At 57.8% G+C, this 17249-nt stretch carries 11 protein-coding genes and 3 pseudogenes; 5 read left to right on the top strand and 9 right to left on the bottom strand.

The window, feature by feature from the left end; all coding sequences use genetic code 11:
* The 5 genes and pseudogenes from QO002_RS02985 to napA all read right to left on the bottom strand — a co-directional run.
* On the bottom strand, window positions 1-1653 hold the full coding sequence (locus tag QO002_RS02985; protein WP_307226546.1) for a phosphoethanolamine transferase: 1653 nt from the start codon (window positions 1651-1653) through the stop codon (window positions 1-3).
* Window positions 1654-1922: 269 nt separating this feature from the next.
* Window positions 1923-2132 (bottom strand): hypothetical protein, encoded by a 210-nt coding sequence (locus tag QO002_RS02990; protein ID WP_307226548.1) that lies wholly within the window; start codon window positions 2130-2132, stop codon window positions 1923-1925.
* A gap of 506 nt (window positions 2133-2638) precedes the next feature.
* A complete protein-coding gene (locus QO002_RS02995) occupies window positions 2639-3337 on the bottom strand; it encodes a NapC/NirT family cytochrome c (RefSeq protein ID WP_370878446.1) in 699 nt (232 codons plus the stop codon).
* Between the two features lie 4 nt (window positions 3338-3341).
* Window positions 3342-3845 (bottom strand): nitrate reductase cytochrome c-type subunit, encoded by a 504-nt coding sequence (locus QO002_RS03000; RefSeq protein WP_307226550.1) that lies wholly within the window; start codon window positions 3843-3845, stop codon window positions 3342-3344.
* Window positions 3812-5548: pseudogene (gene napA / locus QO002_RS03005) on the bottom strand (periplasmic nitrate reductase subunit alpha); the annotation flags it as partial. The pseudogene napA and the gene QO002_RS03000, both read right to left, overlap by 34 nt.
* 156 nt (window positions 5549-5704) lie before the next feature.
* Between napA and QO002_RS03010 the strand changes: the two are divergent.
* From QO002_RS03010 to QO002_RS03020, 3 genes are read left to right on the top strand one after another with little or no spacing between them, the layout of a single operon-like run.
* Window positions 5705-6931: a tyrosine-type recombinase/integrase gene (locus QO002_RS03010; protein ID WP_307226552.1), complete on the top strand. Its 1227-nt coding sequence runs from the start codon at window positions 5705-5707 to the stop codon at window positions 6929-6931.
* A complete protein-coding gene (locus tag QO002_RS03015) occupies window positions 6928-7866 on the top strand; it encodes a tyrosine-type recombinase/integrase (protein WP_307226554.1) in 939 nt (312 codons plus the stop codon). The genes QO002_RS03010 and QO002_RS03015 overlap by 4 nt, the downstream gene beginning before the upstream one ends.
* The gene (locus QO002_RS03020) at window positions 7863-8858 is read left to right on the top strand and encodes a tyrosine-type recombinase/integrase (RefSeq protein WP_307226556.1); all 996 of its coding nucleotides are present in this window, start codon (window positions 7863-7865) and stop codon (window positions 8856-8858) included. The genes QO002_RS03015 and QO002_RS03020 overlap by 4 nt, the downstream gene beginning before the upstream one ends.
* Before the next feature lie 104 nt (window positions 8859-8962).
* On the opposite strand, the pseudogene QO002_RS03025 reads toward QO002_RS03020, so the two are convergent.
* From QO002_RS03025 to napE, 4 genes and pseudogenes are all read right to left on the bottom strand, one after another.
* Window positions 8963-9733: pseudogene (locus QO002_RS03025) on the bottom strand (molybdopterin-dependent oxidoreductase); the annotation flags it as partial.
* Window positions 9708-9995, bottom strand: a complete 288-nt coding sequence (locus QO002_RS03030; RefSeq protein WP_307226558.1) for a chaperone NapD — start codon at window positions 9993-9995, stop codon at window positions 9708-9710. The pseudogene QO002_RS03025 and the gene QO002_RS03030, both read right to left, overlap by 26 nt.
* On the bottom strand, window positions 9988-10488 hold the full coding sequence (gene napF, locus QO002_RS03035) for a ferredoxin-type protein NapF (protein WP_307226560.1): 501 nt from the start codon (window positions 10486-10488) through the stop codon (window positions 9988-9990). Before napF ends, QO002_RS03030 begins: the two co-directional genes overlap by 8 nt.
* A 7-nt stretch (window positions 10489-10495) precedes the next feature.
* A complete protein-coding gene (gene napE, locus QO002_RS03040; protein ID WP_307226562.1) occupies window positions 10496-10681 on the bottom strand; it encodes a periplasmic nitrate reductase, NapE protein in 186 nt (61 codons plus the stop codon).
* A gap of 225 nt (window positions 10682-10906) precedes the next feature.
* Here napE and QO002_RS03045 point away from each other — a divergent pair.
* Together QO002_RS03045 and QO002_RS03050 are read left to right on the top strand one after the other, a co-directional pair.
* Window positions 10907-11084 (top strand): annotated as a pseudogene (locus QO002_RS03045) (integrase core domain-containing protein); the annotation flags it as partial.
* Between the two features lie 261 nt (window positions 11085-11345).
* A complete protein-coding gene (locus QO002_RS03050; RefSeq protein ID WP_307226564.1) occupies window positions 11346-17246 on the top strand; it encodes an Ig-like domain-containing protein in 5901 nt (1966 codons plus the stop codon).
* Window positions 17247-17249 lie beyond the last annotated feature (3 nt).

Here is a 17249-nt window from a genome sequence, read left to right on the forward strand (position 1 = left end):
TCATGAGGACACTCCCGTCTTGCATGGGCTGAATACGTCGAGCGACTTGTCGTATATGGAGGTTTGCACGTTCGTCATTCCGAGAACGCTATGAAACAGGTTGTCATGGGAGCGTCCCCCGGCCGCTGCCTCCTTGGACAGGCAACTGCGATCGACCCCGATCGAGCGCGCAAAATCCTCATCGAGCCAAACGACGAACGGAACATGCGTTTGCACGTCAGGGGCGAAAAGATAGGGGGTGCCGTGAAGATAAAGGCCACTCTCCCCGAGTGACTCTCCGTGGTCGGACATATAGAGCATGCTGCTGGCAAGCTTGTCTGAGCGTTTGGCCAGTCGGTCGATCACTTCGGAAAGAAAATGGTCGGTATAGAGGATCGTGTTGTCGTAGGCGTTGACGATTTCCTCATCCGAACAGTTGGCGATTTCAGCAGTCCTGCAATCAGGCTTAAAGCGCCGGAATTCCTCGGGATAGCGCAGGTAGTAGGTCGGACCATGGCTTCCCAACTGGTGGAGGACAAGAACGCTGTCTTTCGTCACGGAGTCCAGCCATGCGTCCAACCTGTCGAGGAAGATGGCGTCCTTGCATTCGCCTTCCGTGCACAGCGTGGGATCTTTCGTATTTGCAAGATCGATATACTTGATCCGGTCGGCGACGCCTTTGCTGCCGGTGTTGTTGTCCCACCAGGCAACGTCAAGACCGGCATGCGCCAGCACGTCGACGAGTGTCTCTTGCGCGAGAGCGCCCGCGTGGGAATAGCCGGCGCGCGTCAGGTTGGAGAACATGCAAGGCAGGGAGGTCGCGGTTGCGGTTCCGCAGCTTTCCGTGTTCGGGAAATAGATCACATCGCGTTTCTTGAGCTCCGGGTCGGTTTCCCGGCTATAGCCATTGAGCGAGAAATTGGCGGCCCGGGCAGTTTCGCCCGCCACGATGATAGTCACGCGAGGTTTGCGAAGTCCCGCCAGCGGAGGCATCAGCGTCGCGTCCTGCCCGAGCGGCTTGGCAATGATCGTCTTTTCCCTGCCAGTAAGAATGAGATATTTCACGGCGCCGGAGATGGGAGTGACGGGGTTGAGCATCTTGACCAAATCCCTGTGCTGCCGAATGGCGGCGGTATAGGGTTTGGAGAAGGCAACAGAGACAATGCCCACGATCACCAGACTACCGGCGACGACAGCTGTATTCCTGGCAATCTTCTGCAGGACCGGTCTGTGGACGACGCGAACCCACAGAACAAGCAGGATCGGCAACACGACAAACAACGCCATATGCAGCAGGAATTCAGGTGTGATGAGATGGTTTGCTTCAGCTGGCGTCGTCTCGGCGGCATTGCGAATCATGTCACTGTCAATGACGACGCCAAAGCGATCCATGAACCACGCGGCGCTTCCGGCCGCTGCGATCAACAGGATAAAAAATGCCTTTGTCACGTACTTGATTGAAAAGGGGATCACAACGGCGATGAAAAGGAAGCTCAGGCCGACATAGAGCCCGATGAGTGCGCCGGGATGATCTGCCAGATAAGTATTCGCCCTGGACCAGAAGGTGAAGTTGGTGAGGAATACAAGGTAGAGCGCGACGATCGCGCTTAGCGTGACACTACCAATCGCAGGCCTGCGCCAGATGCCGCCGGCCTGCTTGCTGTCATTTTGCATTTTTCAACTGCCAGATTAATTCGATGGGATGCCGCGCCTTTTGTACACCGACGCGATACCCCAGGCAAAGCATCGGCGTCCTTGCGGAGCGCCGTTTGGCTCGCCTCATCGACTATCAATCTGACACGTACCTGAATGGCCAGGTCTTTGGCATCACCGAGCCCGCATGGCGACCGAGCCGCCATTGGATTTCTGTCGTGTTTAATAGACCTAACCTGCGAGAGGGCACCGCAAGGGGGTGCGGAAATAGGGCTGGCTCTTGCCGCTGATCATCTCAAACACCCCATCGACCTTGAAGACAGATTGAAGGTGTCCGCTTGAGGCCAAGTCGGCACTTGCGCCTTCAAACGCGCGCTTTCCGCCTGACATAACATCACCCGATCGGCAATGGCCATCGTATGGTTGAGATCGTTGATTGTCAGAACGATGGCAAAACCACGTTCCGTGCTCAGACGGTCGAGCAATTGCAGGATCTCCATCTGGTGGCCGATGTCGAGAAAGGACGTTGGCTTTTCGAGCAGCAGCGTATCGGCTTCCTGTGCGAGGGCGGTTGCAATCCAGCCCCTTGTCGTCCCCCGCCGGAGAGAGCTTTGAGGTCGCGGTCAGCGAGAGCGACGAGGCCTGTTTGCTCGAGGGCTCGGTTGACAGCCTCCCGATCCTTGCTCGAAAAGCCCTGAAACGGGCCCAGATCCGCAAACCGTCCCTGCCGGACGAGCTGCTCCACCCGTCTGTTCTCCGGGGAGGTCGGGTTTTGCGTAAGAAACGACAGGCGCCTGGCGAGTTCCCGGCGCTTTCAAGTGTTGACCAGCCGATCCACGTGGTGGGCGTCTATGAGGTCTCGAAAGCTCCTGATGTCGGCTATGCCAGGCAATTTCTGCTTTGGCTTGAGAAATGGCACACAATGGAGCTGAGTGATCCTGCTTTTCGGGTCGATTGGATCATAATGGGTTTGGGACGCCGCAGATTCCGACTCAGGCGTATCTGGTCAGAATGCCTCGGCGTGGGCTTCGGCCAAAGCACGCCGAAGATCTTCGATGGGCGTGTTGTCCGCCATCTTCTTTCCTTCGAGTTCCTTCGGCATTTTCCAGCCTGGATCGATCCCCTCCATATTGGGTAATTCGTGAGCGATGCCTTTGTGACAATCGATGCACGTCGCCTTTCCCGAAAGGAGATATCGCGTATGGATTTCGGCGGCTCTCTGGGTTTGCTTCTGAAGATCCATCGCGACTGAAGAATGGCAGTTGCGGCATTCCAGACTATCGTTGGCCTTCATCCGGGCCCATTCGTGCTGGGCCAGCTCGAGGCGATGTTCGAGGAATTTGGATCGCGTATTGATCGTGCCGAACATCTTGCCCCAGACTTCCTTCGACGCCTGCATCTTGCGGGCGATCTTATCGGTCCACTGGTGCGGCACATGACAGTCGGGACAGCTCGCGCGCACGCCTGAGCGGTTGGAAAAATGAATGGTACGCGTCAGTTCCTGATAAACATTGTCATGCATCTCATGGCAGGACGTGCAGAATTTCTCGGTATTGGTCAATTCGAGCGCCGTATTGAACGCGCCCCAGAACATCACACCGCCGACGAAACCGCCCAGCGTCAGGAAGCCAAGACCGAGGCTTCCGGCTGGCGTGATCATGATCGCCCAGGCCCAGGCGACAAGTTTCATGATCCATCCGATCATGGCATTACTCGCTTCCCGCCGGCTTGAATCCCAATTCGCTCATGTCCTTGAAGATATTGCGTACCAGTGGTTGGGTATTTGCCTGCGGAACGTGACAGGCCGTGCAGAAGTAGCGCCTCGGTGAAACATCGGCGATCATCTGTCCGTCCCGGGTCATGTAGTGCGTCACGCTGATCATCGGGGCACCGGAATCCTGCGTGAACTCACGCTTGTGACAGGTAAGACACCGGTTGGCGTTGACGGAAAGCTCGTAGCCCTCGATCGAGTGCGGGATAATGGGCGGCTGGTCGGGATAGGCACGCATCCTGCGCTGGTCATCAATGACCCATTTTGGCAAAATGGCCGCAGCGCCGGTCTCCATGGACGGCGTCGGACCCTCGAGCTGCGGCACCGTCTGCGACACAACCTGACCAATCGCAGTCGTCGCGGCAAACATCAGTATCCCAACGACGAGTACTATCCATTCAGGTCGCCTCAAATGGCGACGGGGAGAATCTTGACCGCGCATTTTTTGAAATCCGTCTGTTTGGAGATGGGATCGGTGGCGTCGAGAGTAACCTTGTTGATCAATTGACTGGCGTCGAACCATGGAACGAAGATGACACCGGACGGCATGCGATTGCGGCCACGAATGTCTATGCGGGAACGGATCTCGCCACGACGCGAGATGATGCGGACTTCCGCCCCTTGGTTGATACCCCGCTTGCGCGCGTCATCGGCATTCATGAAGCAGCGTGCACCGGGAAAAGCCTTGTAAAGTTCAGGCACCCGCATGGTCATAGATCCGGAATGCCAGTGTTCCAGCACCCGCCCCGTGACCAGCCAGAAATCAAACTCCTCATCGGGCGATTCTGCCGGCGGCTCGTAAGGTACTGCGAGGATGATCGCCTTGCCGTCCTTCTGCCCGTAGAACTTCACGCCTTCGCCAGCCTTCACATAGGGGTCGTACCCCTCACGGTAGCGCCACCGTGTTTCCTGGCCGTTCACAACGGGCCAACGCCGGCCACGGACCTCGTGATAGAGGTCGTAGGGCGCGAGATCGTGACCGTGTCCCCGCCCGAACGATGCATATTCCTCGAACCGGCCTTTCTGAACGTAGAACCCGAATGCCTGGGCCTCGCTGTTGTCGTATTCGCCATTGATCTCGTTGAGCGGAAACCGATCGACCTCGCCGTTGCGAAACAGCACATCGAAAAGGGTCTTGCCCCGATAGGTCGGATTGGCGTCGAGCATCTCCGCCGGCCAAACCTCGTCCGTGGTGAAGCGCTTCGAAAATTCCATCATCTGCCAGAGGTCAGAGCGCGCTTCGCCAGGAGCCTGGACAAGCTGATGCCAGACGTGGGTCCTGCGTTCTGCGTTGCCGTAAGCACCTTCCTTTTCCACCCACATGGCCGCAGGAAGGATGAGATCGGCACTCATCGCAGTGATTGTCGGATAGGCGTCGGAGACGACGATAAAGTTTTCGGGATTGCGATATCCCTGATAGGTCTCGTTGCTGGTGTTGGGTGCTGCCTGGACGTTGTTGTTCACCTGAACCCAATAGAAATTGAGCTTGCCGTCCTTCAGCATCCGGTCCTGCTGGACTGCATGATAGCCGGGTTTCTCGGGAATGATGCCATGGGGAATGCGCCAGATTTCCTCCGCATGTTTGCGATGCTCGGGATTGGTTACAACCATGTCTGCCGGCAGGCGGTGTGCGAACGTTCCCACCTCGCGTGCCGTGCCGCAGGCAGAAGGCTGCCCCGTCAGCGAGAACGGACTGTTGCCCGGCTCGGAGATTTTTCCCGTCAGCAGATGCAGGTTGTAGACCATCTGGTTTGCCCAGACGCCGCGGACATGCTGGTTGAACCCCATGGTCCAGAGTGACATGACCTTGCGATCGGGATCTGCGTAAAGCTCCGCCAATTGTTCAAGGAACTCCGGATCGACACCGGTCATCTCGACCGTTTTCTCCAGTGTGTATTCAGCGACGAACTCCTTGAAGGCCTCGAAATCCATCGGCTCGGTCTTACCCGGATCGGCCGAATTGGCAGCCTTCATTTCCACCGGGTTGTCCGGTCGCAGGCCGTAACCGATGTCAGTCGCGCCGCGGGCGAATTTGGTATGTTGCTCGACAAAGGCCGTGTTCACACGTCCCGTCTGGATGATGTGGTTGGCGATGTAGTTGAGGATTGCAAGATCGGTTCCCGGCTTGAAGATGATCGGAATGTCATGTGATATGTTCGCCAGAACATATCACCTGTTATGTTGCGGCCGGATTTATGTTGCGCAAGCCTCTCAGTTGCTAGGGCGCTTGGGCGTCGTGGGGTTCTTGACGCAACATAATTCAAGGGGTGGGTAGCAAGCCTTTTCCAATGGAGGTTTGCTATGGATCTGACGACTGATACCGACCATCCGGCCGGCTGCTACCATGATGACGCGCCGTTTGCCGAAGAGCGGGACCGTTACCTTCACCACTGTGCGGAATGCGGGGCGACTGCCGCTTCGCTGACGATAAAGCGCAACGAGCTGTTGTGGATTGCCACGCGTCTCGGCCCGGATGTTTCTTCGAAGCACATCGACATCGAGGCACTCCGACGGATTGCTATTGAGAGGCAACAAGCCCACGGAGCAGTCACAGCAGCGCGAAGAGTTGTCGATATCGGACGACCTTGGCTTCGATTTCTCGGCTGGTGGCGTGAACCGAGTGCCGGATTTGAGTATCAGAGCCAACTCGACGAGTATGTGACATGGATGCGCGATGAGCGCGGCTTCACACCATCGACACTCGAGCAATGGACCCGTGTGATCGGAAGGTTCCTGCGCTGGTGTGACGAGACAAATCGGCATCTTGGCGATCTTCAGGCCGGCGACATCGACGCTTATTTCGTTACCCAGGCAACGGGACGATGGTCCCGCGTGTCGGTCGCCAACACTGCTTCGGCTCTGCGCGGATTTCTACGCTACGCCGGAAAGCGGGGAATGTGCGAAGACAGTCTGGCCGGATCGATTTGCCGTCCCCGGCTCTACCAACAGGAGTCTCTGCCGTACGCCCCGGACTGGTCAGATGTGCAGCGCATGTTGGCCGATGCCGAGACCGACAAGCCGCGGGACATCCGCGATCGTGCAATCCTGCTGCTGCTTGCGGTCTATGGAATGCGTAGCGGCGAGGTCGTTGCATTGCGCCTCGATCAGATCGACTGGTCCGGTCGGACGCTCAGGCTTTTCCGTCTGAAGCGCCGCCAGCCACAGATCTATCCGCTCGTTTCGTCTGTTGCTGAGGCGCTCGCCCGCTACATCGACACGGTACGGCCGCCGTCATCGTGCCCGGAAGTCTTCCTCTGCATGCAAGCGCCCCGTCGGTCGTTGAAGGCAGGCAGCATCTATGACGTCGCCAACCGCAGATTTGTCGCGCTTGGAATCGAAGCGGCCCATCGCGGAGGGCATGCCCTGCGCCATGCCTGCGCCTCTCGGCTTCTCGCCGAAGGTCTATCGATAAAGGAGATCGGGGACCACTTGGGGCACCGTAGCGCGACGGCAACCAGTATCTACGCCAAGGTTAACATGAAAGCCCTTCGCGAGGTTGGTGCATTCGACCTGGGAGCGCTGCAATGATGCTGACCGATGTTGTCGACGCGTATCTGGCCAAGCAGCGGTCATTGGGCATGCGTTTCGAGTCCGCCGAGGTGCTGCTGCGCAGGTTCTGCCGCGTAATGGGCAATCTCGGGATCAGCGAGATTGCCCCAGAGGCCGTAGCCGCGTTTCTCCAAGGCAGCGGCTCGCTCAGCGCCACCTGGATGCTGCGTTACAGGGTTTTGAGCGGTCTTTACCGCTTCGCCGTCAGCCGCGGCTACGCAGCGTCCTCGCCAATGCCGACAATGTTCCCGAAGTTGCCGCCGCAACAAACGCCATATGTCTATTCGACGGAAGAGCTACGCCGGCTGCTGGACGCGACCTCGATCCTGAAGCTTGGGCACAGTCCTCAGGTGCCGGCAATGTATCGCACCCTTCTCCTGCTGCTTTACGGTAGCGGTATGCGCATCGGCGAGGTGCTTCGCTTGGTCTTGCAAGACGTGGACCTGACCGAGCAGATCATCACTGTCCGCGACACGAAGTTCTTCAAAACGCGTCTCGTGCCGATCGGACCAAAGCTCAACTACGAGCTGGCTGCGCATATCGAACGCCGGCGTCTTCTCCCTTTGCCGCGTGGAGAAGAATCACCGTTGTTCACCACGCGCGATGGCCGGCCGTGGCACTATGTGCGGGTTATTTCCTGGTTCCAGCATGTCCGTCGAGCCGCCGGAATCGATTGCCCGTTCGGCGAGCTTCGGCCGCCACGACTGCACGATATTCGTCACACCGCCGCCGTGCACCGGGTGGTCGCCTGGTATCGCTCCGGTCAAGACGTGCAACGGTTGCTTCCGCAACTCACAACCTACCTTGGCCACATCGATATACGTTCAACGCAGCGCTATTTGCACATGACGCCCGATCTTCTCGATGCAGCCAGCCAGCGCTTTGCGCAATATGCAATGGGGGCCGGACCATGAAGGATGAGAACCCCCTTGGTCCGTGGATCCGTCGCTTCCTGTTGGAGCATCTGGTCGCTGAACGCAATCTATCCCGCAACACCCAAGCCAGCTACCGCGACACGCTTAAACTACTGTTGCCGTTTGCAAGTAAGCAAGGAGGTTGCGCCATCGAACGTATGACAGTGGAAGAGCTGACGCCGGCGGTCGTCCGCAAATTCCTGGCCCATCTAGAACGCGATCGCCAATGCAGCGAAGCAACCCGTAACCAACGGCTTGCGACCATTCATTCATTGGCACGCTACATCGGCATGCGTTCGCCGGTCCATCTGGCCTGGTGTTCCGAGATAAGGGCGATCCCATTCAAGAAAACGGCAAAAGCCTCGATCGGCTATCTCGAAAAGGCCGAGATGGATGCGCTTCTCGGTCAACCCGACAGGCGTACGAACCTTGGAGTGCGCGACCATGCCCTGCTGTTATTCCTATACAACAGTGGTGCGCGCGCTGATGAGGCAGCAAAATTGACGATCGGCAATCTTCAGCTGGGCACGTCTCCGTCAGTGCGGCTTCATGGTAAGGGAAACAAGATCCGGATCTGCCCATTGTGGCCAGCGACTGCGGTATCGCTGGCTCGCCTCGTCACCGATCGGGATGGGAGCGATGCAGTCTTCCTGGGGCGGAGGAAGGATCCTTTGACACGGTTCGGAATACACCGCATCGTCACGCAATATGCCGCTGCGGCGAGCAAAATGGTGCCGGCCCTGGCCACAAAGCGCGTCAGCCCCCATACGATTAGGCATACGACAGCAGTCCACCTCCTGCGCGCGGGCGTCGACATCAACACAATCCGCGCCTGGTTGGGCCACGTGTCGTTGGATACCACCAATATCTACGCCGAGGTGGATCTGGAGATGAAGGCAAAAGCATTGGCCAAAGTTGATATCAGCGGCCTGAAGGAGCCCCCAAGGCAACAAACCCTGCCGTCACTAATGGCATTCCTGAAAGCATTGTAGTCACCACCATCCCGTTCTTCTTATGTGGCGCTAGGGCCAAGGAAACATCGATGATCCTTGGCCCATCCCCCGCAGTCGCAACATAAATCCGGCCGCAACATAACGGCCAGATCCATACTGCGATGGGTGAAGGTGGACAAAACCGCGACGCGAACATGTGGCTGGCCGAGGCGGCGATCAGCAACCCGCGTCCACAGGATCGGGTGCATCTCGGCCATGTTCGATCCCCAGAGCACGAAGGCATCCGCATTCTCGAAATCGTCGTAACATCCCATCGGCTCATCCATGCCGAAAGTACGCATGAAGGCGACGGCAGCCGACGCCATGCAGTGGCGGGCGTTTGGATCGAGATTGTTCGATCGGAATCCGGCCCGCATCAGCTTGGTTGCTGCATAGCCCTCGAAGATCGTCCACTGGCCGGAGCCGAACATGCCGACGGCTATTGGCCCTTTCTCCTTCAGCACTTTCTTGCACTGCTGCGCCATCACATCGAAGGCTTCGTCCCAACTCACCGGCGTGAACTCGCCATCCTTGGCGTAGGCGCCGTTGCTCTTGCGTAGAAGCGGAGTCTTTAATCTGTCCTCGCCGTACATGATCTTGGAAAGGAAGTAGCCCTTGATGCAGTTCAAGCCGCGGTTTACCTCCGCCTGCATGTCGCCGTGGGTTGCTACGACCTGACCTTGCTTGACGCCGACCATCACGCCGCAACCGGTCCCGCAAAATCGGCAGGGCGCTTTCGACCATTTGATCTCCAGCGCAGTGACGCCACCGGGCACCGGCTGTGCGGCAGCGGGAAGCGCTATGCCTGCCGTGGCGGCGGCAATGCCGGCTGCATGGGCCTTCAGGATTTCACGCCGCGTCAGTTCTCCAGTCATCGTTCTGCGCCTCTCCCGTTTCGACATGTTCGAAAACCATGTTCGCGGCGATCACTCCCTCAAGAAGTGAAATGGCCGTCAGGCACTGCCCCATCACCCCGGTGCTCGTTCCCTCAATGACGATGATGATCTTCCCGTTTGCGTGAGCATGGATTTCGACATTTTCCATCTTGGCGATCTCTGCAAGAACGTCGCCCGTCCTTGCAGGCAGCGTCGCAACGACCGCGCTTGAAATGTGATATGTCGCCATCGGCTCAGGCATGGACCAGCTCCAGTGCACGTGGCTTTGTCCCGATCGATCCGACAGGGCAAACCTGCAGGCATGCGCCGCAACCGCTGCAAATCTGGTCGTCGAGTTCCGGAACGAACGGGCCGCCCAGACGTGGCCGGAAACGGATAGCCTGGACAGGACAACTCTCGCCGCAGGACTGGCACGCAACATCTTGTTTCGCCAGGCAGCTATCCGCAATCGCGGCGACGTGGGGGAAGCGGAAGACAGCTTCCGGTTCGAATACAGGTTCCGGACAAGCCGTCCCGCATTCGCCGCAGAACGTACATGCACCCAACGAGAAATCAACCGACGGCAGGCCATCGACCAGAACGATTATCCCGGTGGGACAGTGTTCGGCACAGAGATTACAGCCTGTACAGGTGGAAAGGCCAAGGTCCGATGCGCCCGGTGGATAAATTCCACCGGCGCTCCTGGTCGGGAGGCCACGGAACAAGTCACGACGTGAGATGGATTTTGTAAACATCGCCGCCTCAATGCCCGGGAGGGCCTGGCGGACCGAAAACGATCTGCCACATCCACACGGAAAACCCGTAGCCGCCGACAATGCCTACTGCAATGATTGGCCATATGCCGAATGCAAGGGCAATAAAGGTGAGAAGCTCCGCACGCCGCCGTGGATGCGCGTTGGTCAAACTATCGTGAGACGGCTCTGACATCAGCACTCCCTCAACTTGAAGTGTATAGTATCAAGGGCGATGATTAAATAAAGGGCAAAGATACTACATTTTTATACTCAGGTTTTGAGGGTTCAATCGGTATGTAGCGCTATGCTATTGGCGACGTTTGACAGGGTCGCGTTTGATCATTCCCTGTTTTAGCAGGATAGTTTGTCTGCATCTGAAGTCGGCGTCGGCCGAGAAAGCCTCTATCGGGGCATTTATGGCCGCTTCCGGGCTGATTGTCTGAACCAGCATTGGTTCCTGACACTTGCGGATGTACGCGAAAAGATGGAGGATCGGCGTCGATAGCTATGATGAGGCGCGACCTCATGGTGCAGTCGGCAACAAGGTGCCGGTCCTGCTTGTAAATTCGGGAAGCGTATTCAGCCCGCCTCCCTGAATGATACCGGAAACGCTAACCTCCGGTAATCCAGAAATCTGGGGCGGTTCACTCGCGATCCAACTGCCCCAATTTTGGATATGGCATTTATCAGCAATGTTTTTGATGCCAATGGCGATGCCATCGGCACCGAAATCCGAGGCATACGACACACTCCAAATGCAATTTGCCCCCCAGACCACCGCGTTGCCTGGTGGTCGCTGGGTCGTAGCCTGGGCGTCAGGTTCAGAAGGAAACGAAGTCTATCAGAGGAAGTTTTCCATGAGTACCGGAGTTGGCGAAACGATCGATGGTGATGAAGACGACAACGTTCTTAATGGAACAAGCGGCGACGATACGATCAGCGGCTATGGTGGCAACGACACAATCAATGGCTATTGTGGCAACGATATCCTCGATGGTGGCGAGGGTGACGACACCATCGAGGGTGGAGACGGCGACGACACGATCCGCGGCGGCAGCGGCATCAACACGCTGAACGGTGGCATCGGCAATGATAAAATTTTTGGCGAGTGGTATAGCGGCAATACGATCAATGCCGGCAGCGGAGACGATATCATCACCGTCGTTGACAGTACCGATACTGTCGATGGTGGCGACGGAAATGATATTCTCCGGGTTTACTGGGCCAATCTTCAAACCTCGACCGCAACAAAAGTGGAGACACTTGAAGCGGGTTACGTCTCTGCTACCGCAGCCTTCCTGAGCGGCTTTGATACCATTCGCGGACACGCCGACTACGCAGGCTTCGAAACGATCTATCTCCATCTCAACGGGGCGGGAGATGCCGTTCTCAACATTCAATCAGGTGTGGGTGGTGAGATCTGGGGGAGTGCACACAACAACGGCATCGATTTTTCCAGCGCGACCCAGGCATTCGCAATATACGCCGGCAAGGGCGATGACATCGTCAAGGCCGGCGCAGGGGACGATATCATCTACGGGGGAGATGGCCTCGATACCCTTGTCCTGGACGGCGCGCGCACGGACTACGAGATTGTCATCGGTGACGACGGCCATGTGACAATCACAGACTTGCGCGAAGGGTCGCCCGGTGGGACGGACGAAATTTATAATGTCGAGCTGGCCCAATTCTCGGACGGGTCGGAGGGATTGGACGGGTCAATAGGTAGCAATTTCGACGACATATTGGTTGGAACGGAAGGTGACGATAGCCTGTATGGGTTTGGCGGAAACGACAGCCTGCGCGGGCTTGGCGGCGCCGATACGCTCGATGGCGGGAAAGACGACGACAAAGTTGAAGGTAGTGCTGGCGATGACGTGCTGATTGCAGGCGATGGCAATGACATCCTGATCGGCGGTTCCGGCAATGACACGTTCCGTGTTGAAGCCTCTGGCACGCCCGAAGAAGGCGACAAGGTTCTTATCAAGGACATCGGCGGCACCGACACAATCGACGCATCCAAAGCCCGCTCCGGCGTGACGCTTGACCTGACGACGGGCGGTGTTGTGGATGGGCGTAGCGTTGAATTCGAAAGTGGCGCCTTCAGCGGCGAGGCAAAGCCGCTCGATCTCATGTTCGTGCAGGATCTCAGTGGTTCCTATGGGGATGATATCTCTACCGTCAGGACATTCCTGCCGGATTTGCTGAACCTGGTCCTGGCCAGCAACACGAATGCCCATTTTGGATTGAGCTCCTTCGTAGACAAGCCGGTATATCCCTTTGGTAGCAGTGGCGATTACGTGTATCGCACGGATCTCGCGCTCACCAATGATGCCGCGGATTTTCTCGATACATATAGAAATCTCGCCATCCTCGGTGGGAACGATACCGAGGAAAGCCAGCTGGAAGCCCTCATGCAGGTCGCTCTGCGGACCGTCGAGGTGGGGTGGCGCCCGGGCGCGAACAAAGTTGCGATCCTGTTCACTGATGCTCCGCCCCACATCGCTGGTGACGGCGCCGCCGGCGGCATCACCGTTGCCAACAACGGCGATGCGGTTCTGAACGGTACGATCCCCGGTACGGGCGAGGACTATCCCGCCATTGCCCAGGTCGCGGCCGCACTTCTTGCGGCCGGTATCATTCCCGTGTTCGCGGTCACCGAAGGCGTAGCATCCGCCTATGAGGAATTCGTTGAAACGCTGGGCGCCGGCGCCGTGCTGGATTTGAGCTCCGATAGCGCCAACGCCCTGGCCGTCATCAACTCGGCACTCGGCTTCCTTGAAGGCGATGGTTATATCGAAAATGCGGTTGGTTCCGATTTTGCGGATACGTTGAAGGGCAACCGGCTCGACAACCGGCTTGAAGGCGGCGCGGGTGCCGACACGCTCGACGGTGACGCCGGCAACGATACGCTGGTCGGCGGGGCTGGGAATGACACGCTGAAAGGTGGCCTTGGCTCCGACAAGGCCGTCTATTCAGGCGATATCGTCGACTACCTCGTGACGGTAAATTCCAATGGCAGCAAGACCGTCAAAGACTTGCGCGGGGGTAGCCCTGACGGAACCGATACGCTTACGGGCATCGAGATACTGCAGTTCAACGACGGAACGCTTGGCAGCAGTTCCGCACCGGAGAACGTGACACTTTCGGGTCACGTTCTCACGCCGAAAGCGGTAGCAGGCACAGTCGTCGGCACGCTTTCTGCCCATGATGTTGATGGTGATGCGATAAGTTTCAGTCTCACATCCGACAGTTCGGCACTGTTTGAGATTGTCGGTAATCAGCTGCGTCTCAAGACCAACGCCAATCTCGATCCGCTGGCAACGCCCGTGCTGACGATTATCATCACTGCGACGGATATCGCTGGTCTCACCGCCTCAAAGGCCTTCGAGATCAATATCAACCAGCCACCTGAGGGATTGGCGCTTTCCAAGGCAACCGTTGCCGAGAATGTCGCTGTCGGTACCGAGGTCGGCGCGCTGTCTGCGACCGATCCGGAAGGCGGAGCGCTGAGCTACAGCCTGACCGACAATGCCGGTGGCCTGTTCAAGCTTTCCGGCAACAAGCTGGTGACGGCCAAGGTGATCAACTTCGAAACGACACCGTCCGACACGGTGGCGGTTCAGGTATCGGATGCCGCCGGCAACAAGATATCGAAGACCTTCACGATCAATGTGACGAACGTCAATGAAGCGCCGACCGGGCTTGGTCTTTCCAAGGCAACCGTTGCCGAGAATGTCGCTGTCGGTACCGAGGTCGGCGCGCTGTCTGCGACCGATCCGGAAGGCGGAGCGCTGAGCTACAGCCTGACCGACAATGCCGGTGGCCTGTTCAAGCTTTCCGGCAACAAGCTGGTGACGGCCAAGGTGATCAACTTCGAAACGACACCGTCCGACACGGTGGCGGTTCAGGTATCGGATGCCGCCGGCAACAAGATATCGAAGACCTTCACGATCAATGTGACGAACGTCAATGAAGCGCCGACGGGGCTTGGTCTTTCCAAGGCAACCGTTGCCGAGAATGTCGCTGTCGGTACCGAGGTCGGCGCGCTGTCTGCGACCGATCCGGAAGGCGGAGCGCTGAGCTACAGCCTGACCGACAGTGCCGGTGGCCTGTTCAAGCTTTCCGGCAACAAGCTGGTGACGGCCAAGGCGATCAACTTCGAAACGACACCGTCCGACACGGTGGCGGTTCAGGTATCGGATGCCGCCGGCAACAAGATATCGAAGACCTTCACGATCAATGTGACGAACGCCAATGAAGCGCCGACGGGGCTTGGTCTTTCCAAGGCAACCGTTGCCGAGAATGTCGCTGTCGGTACCGAGGTCGGCGCGCTGTCTGCGACCGATCCGGAAGGCGGAGCGCTGAGCTACAGCCTGACCGACAGTGCCGGTGGCCTGTTCAAGCTTTCCGGCAACAAGCTGGTGACGGCCAAGGCGATCAACTTCGAAACGACACCGTCCGACACGGTGACCGTTCAGGTATCGGATGCCGCCGGCAACAAGATATCGAAGACCTTCACGATCAATGTGACGAACGTCAATGAAGCGCCGACCGGGCTTGGTCTTTCCAAGGCAACCGTTGCCGAGAATGTCGCTGTCGGTACCGAGGTCGGCGCGCTGTCTGCGACCGATCCGGAAGGCGGAGCGCTGAGCTACAGCCTGACCGACAATGCCGGTGGCCTGTTCAAGCTTTCCGGCAACAAGCTGGTGACGGCCAAGGTGATCAACTTCGAAACGACACCGTCCGACACGGTGGCGGTTCAGGTATCGGATGCCGCCGGCAACAAGATATCGAAGACCTTCACGATCAATGTGACGAACGTCAATGAAGCGCCGACGGGGCTTGGTCTTTCCAAGGCAACCGTTGCCGAGAATGTCGCTGTCGGTACCGAGGTCGGCGCGCTGTCTGCGACCGATCCGGAAGGCGGAGCGCTGAGCTACAGCCTGACCGACAGTGCCGGTGGCCTGTTCAAGCTTTCCGGCAACAAGCTGGTGACGGCCAAGGCGATCAACTTCGAAACGACACCGTCCGACACGGTGGCGGTTCAGGTATCGGATGCCGCCGGCAACAAGATATCGAAGACCTTCACGATCAATGTGACGAACGCCAATGAAGCGCCGACGGGGCTTGGTCTTTCCAAGGCAACCGTTGCCGAGAATGTCGCTGTCGGTACCGAGGTCGGCGCGCTGTCTGCGACCGATCCGGAAGGCGGAGCGCTGAGCTACAGCCTGACCGACAGTGCCGGTGGCCTGTTCAAGCTTTCCGGCAACAAGCTGGTGACGGCCAAGGCGATCAACTTCGAAACGACACCGTCCGACACGGTGACCGTTCAGGTATCGGATGCCGCCGGCAACAAGATATCGAAGACCTTCACGATCAATGTGACGAACGTCAATGAAGCGCCGACCGGGCTTGGTCTTTCCAAGGCAACCGTTGCCGAGAATGTCGCTGTCGGTACCGAGGTCGGCGCGCTGTCTGCGACCGATCCGGAAGGCGGAGCGCTGAGCTACAGCCTGACCGACAATGCCGGTGGCCTGTTCAAGCTTTCCGGCAACAAGCTGGTGACGGCCAAGGTGATCAACTTCGAAACGACACCGTCCGACACGGTGGCGGTTCAGGTATCGGATGCCGCCGGCAACAAGATATCGAAGACCTTCACGATCAATGTGACGAACGTCAATGAAGCGCCGACGGGGCTTGGTCTTTCCAAGGCAACCGTTGCCGAGAATGTCGCTGTCGGTACCGAGGTCGGCGCGCTGTCTGCGACCGATCCGGAAGGCGGAGCGCTGAGCTACAGCCTGACCGACAGTGCCGGTGGCCTGTTCAAGCTTTCCGGCAACAAGCTGGTGACGGCCAAGGCGATCAACTTCGAAACGACACCGTCCGACACGGTGACCGTTCAGGTATCGGATGCCGCCGGCAACAAGATATCGAAGACCTTCACGATCAATGTGACGAACCTTGATGAAGGCCCGGCAAACATTAAGCTTTCCCACACAAACGTTGATGAGAATGTCAATATTGGCACCACGGTCGGCACGTTCTCGACTGCGGAACCGGAAAGCAGGACGCAGGTATACAGCCTGACCGACGATGCCGGCGGCCTGTTCACGCTTTTGGGCAACAAGCTGGTGACGGCGAATTCGGTCAACTACGAAACCTTGCAAAGCGACACCATCACCGTGCAAGTGGTCGATAAAAATGGAGAGAAGACCACCAAGACGTTCACGATCACTGTGAACGATCTGCTTGAGACCGTAAACGGCACATTCAGGAGCGAGACGCTCAAGGGTGGGATCGGCAAGGATAAAATTGTCGCAGGAGCCGGCAATGATACGTTGCAAGGCGGCGATGGCAATGACCAATTGTTTGGCGATATCGGCAACGATACGCTGTACGGTGGTAAAGGGGCGGATCATCTGACTGGCGGCGTCGGCGCCGACATATTCGTCTTCAAGGCTCTGTCCGATACGATGGTCTCGGCAACGAGCCGCGATACCGTCCTCGACTTCAATGCCGGGCAGGGTGACCGCATCGACATCTCTGCGTTTGACGCGAATACTCAACTATCCGGGGACCAAGCCTTTTCTTTCATCGGAACCAAAGCCTTCGCGGGGAAAGCCGGAGAACTCCGTTACGAGAAAACGACCTCGGACACCTATATCTATGGCGACGTAAACGGTGACAAAAAGGCGGATTTCGCAATCCACCTGGACGATGCTGTTACGCTCGATAAGGGGTATTTTTTGCTTTGATCC

Origin of the sequence: Pararhizobium capsulatum DSM 1112 (genome assembly GCF_030814475.1) — a bacterium.
GTDB classification, from domain to species: Bacteria; Pseudomonadota; Alphaproteobacteria; order Rhizobiales; family Rhizobiaceae; genus Pararhizobium; species Pararhizobium capsulatum.

What these genes read in the sequence shown, in the direction of transcription:
- QO002_RS02985 (WP_307226546.1), bottom strand. Translation starts at nt 1,653, where the DNA reads ATGCAAAATGACAGCAAGCAGGCCGGCGGCATCTGGCGCAGGCCTGCG.
- QO002_RS02990 (WP_307226548.1), bottom strand. Translation starts at nt 2,132, where the DNA reads ATGGAGATCCTGCAATTGCTCGACCGTCTGAGCACGGAACGTGGTTTT.
- QO002_RS02995 (WP_370878446.1), bottom strand. Translation starts at nt 3,337, where the DNA reads ATGATCGGATGGATCATGAAACTTGTCGCCTGGGCCTGGGCGATCATG.
- QO002_RS03000 (WP_307226550.1), bottom strand. Translation starts at nt 3,845, where the DNA reads ATGCGCGGTCAAGATTCTCCCCGTCGCCATTTGAGGCGACCTGAATGG.
- QO002_RS03010 (WP_307226552.1), top strand. Translation starts at nt 5,705, where the DNA reads ATGGATCTGACGACTGATACCGACCATCCGGCCGGCTGCTACCATGAT.
- QO002_RS03015 (WP_307226554.1), top strand. Translation starts at nt 6,928, where the DNA reads ATGATGCTGACCGATGTTGTCGACGCGTATCTGGCCAAGCAGCGGTCA.
- QO002_RS03020 (WP_307226556.1), top strand. Translation starts at nt 7,863, where the DNA reads ATGAAGGATGAGAACCCCCTTGGTCCGTGGATCCGTCGCTTCCTGTTG.
- QO002_RS03030 (WP_307226558.1), bottom strand. Translation starts at nt 9,995, where the DNA reads ATGCCTGAGCCGATGGCGACATATCACATTTCAAGCGCGGTCGTTGCG.
- napF (WP_307226560.1), bottom strand. Translation starts at nt 10,488, where the DNA reads ATGTTTACAAAATCCATCTCACGTCGTGACTTGTTCCGTGGCCTCCCG.
- napE (WP_307226562.1), bottom strand. Translation starts at nt 10,681, where the DNA reads ATGTCAGAGCCGTCTCACGATAGTTTGACCAACGCGCATCCACGGCGG.
- QO002_RS03050 (WP_307226564.1), top strand. Translation starts at nt 11,346, where the DNA reads ATGAGTACCGGAGTTGGCGAAACGATCGATGGTGATGAAGACGACAAC.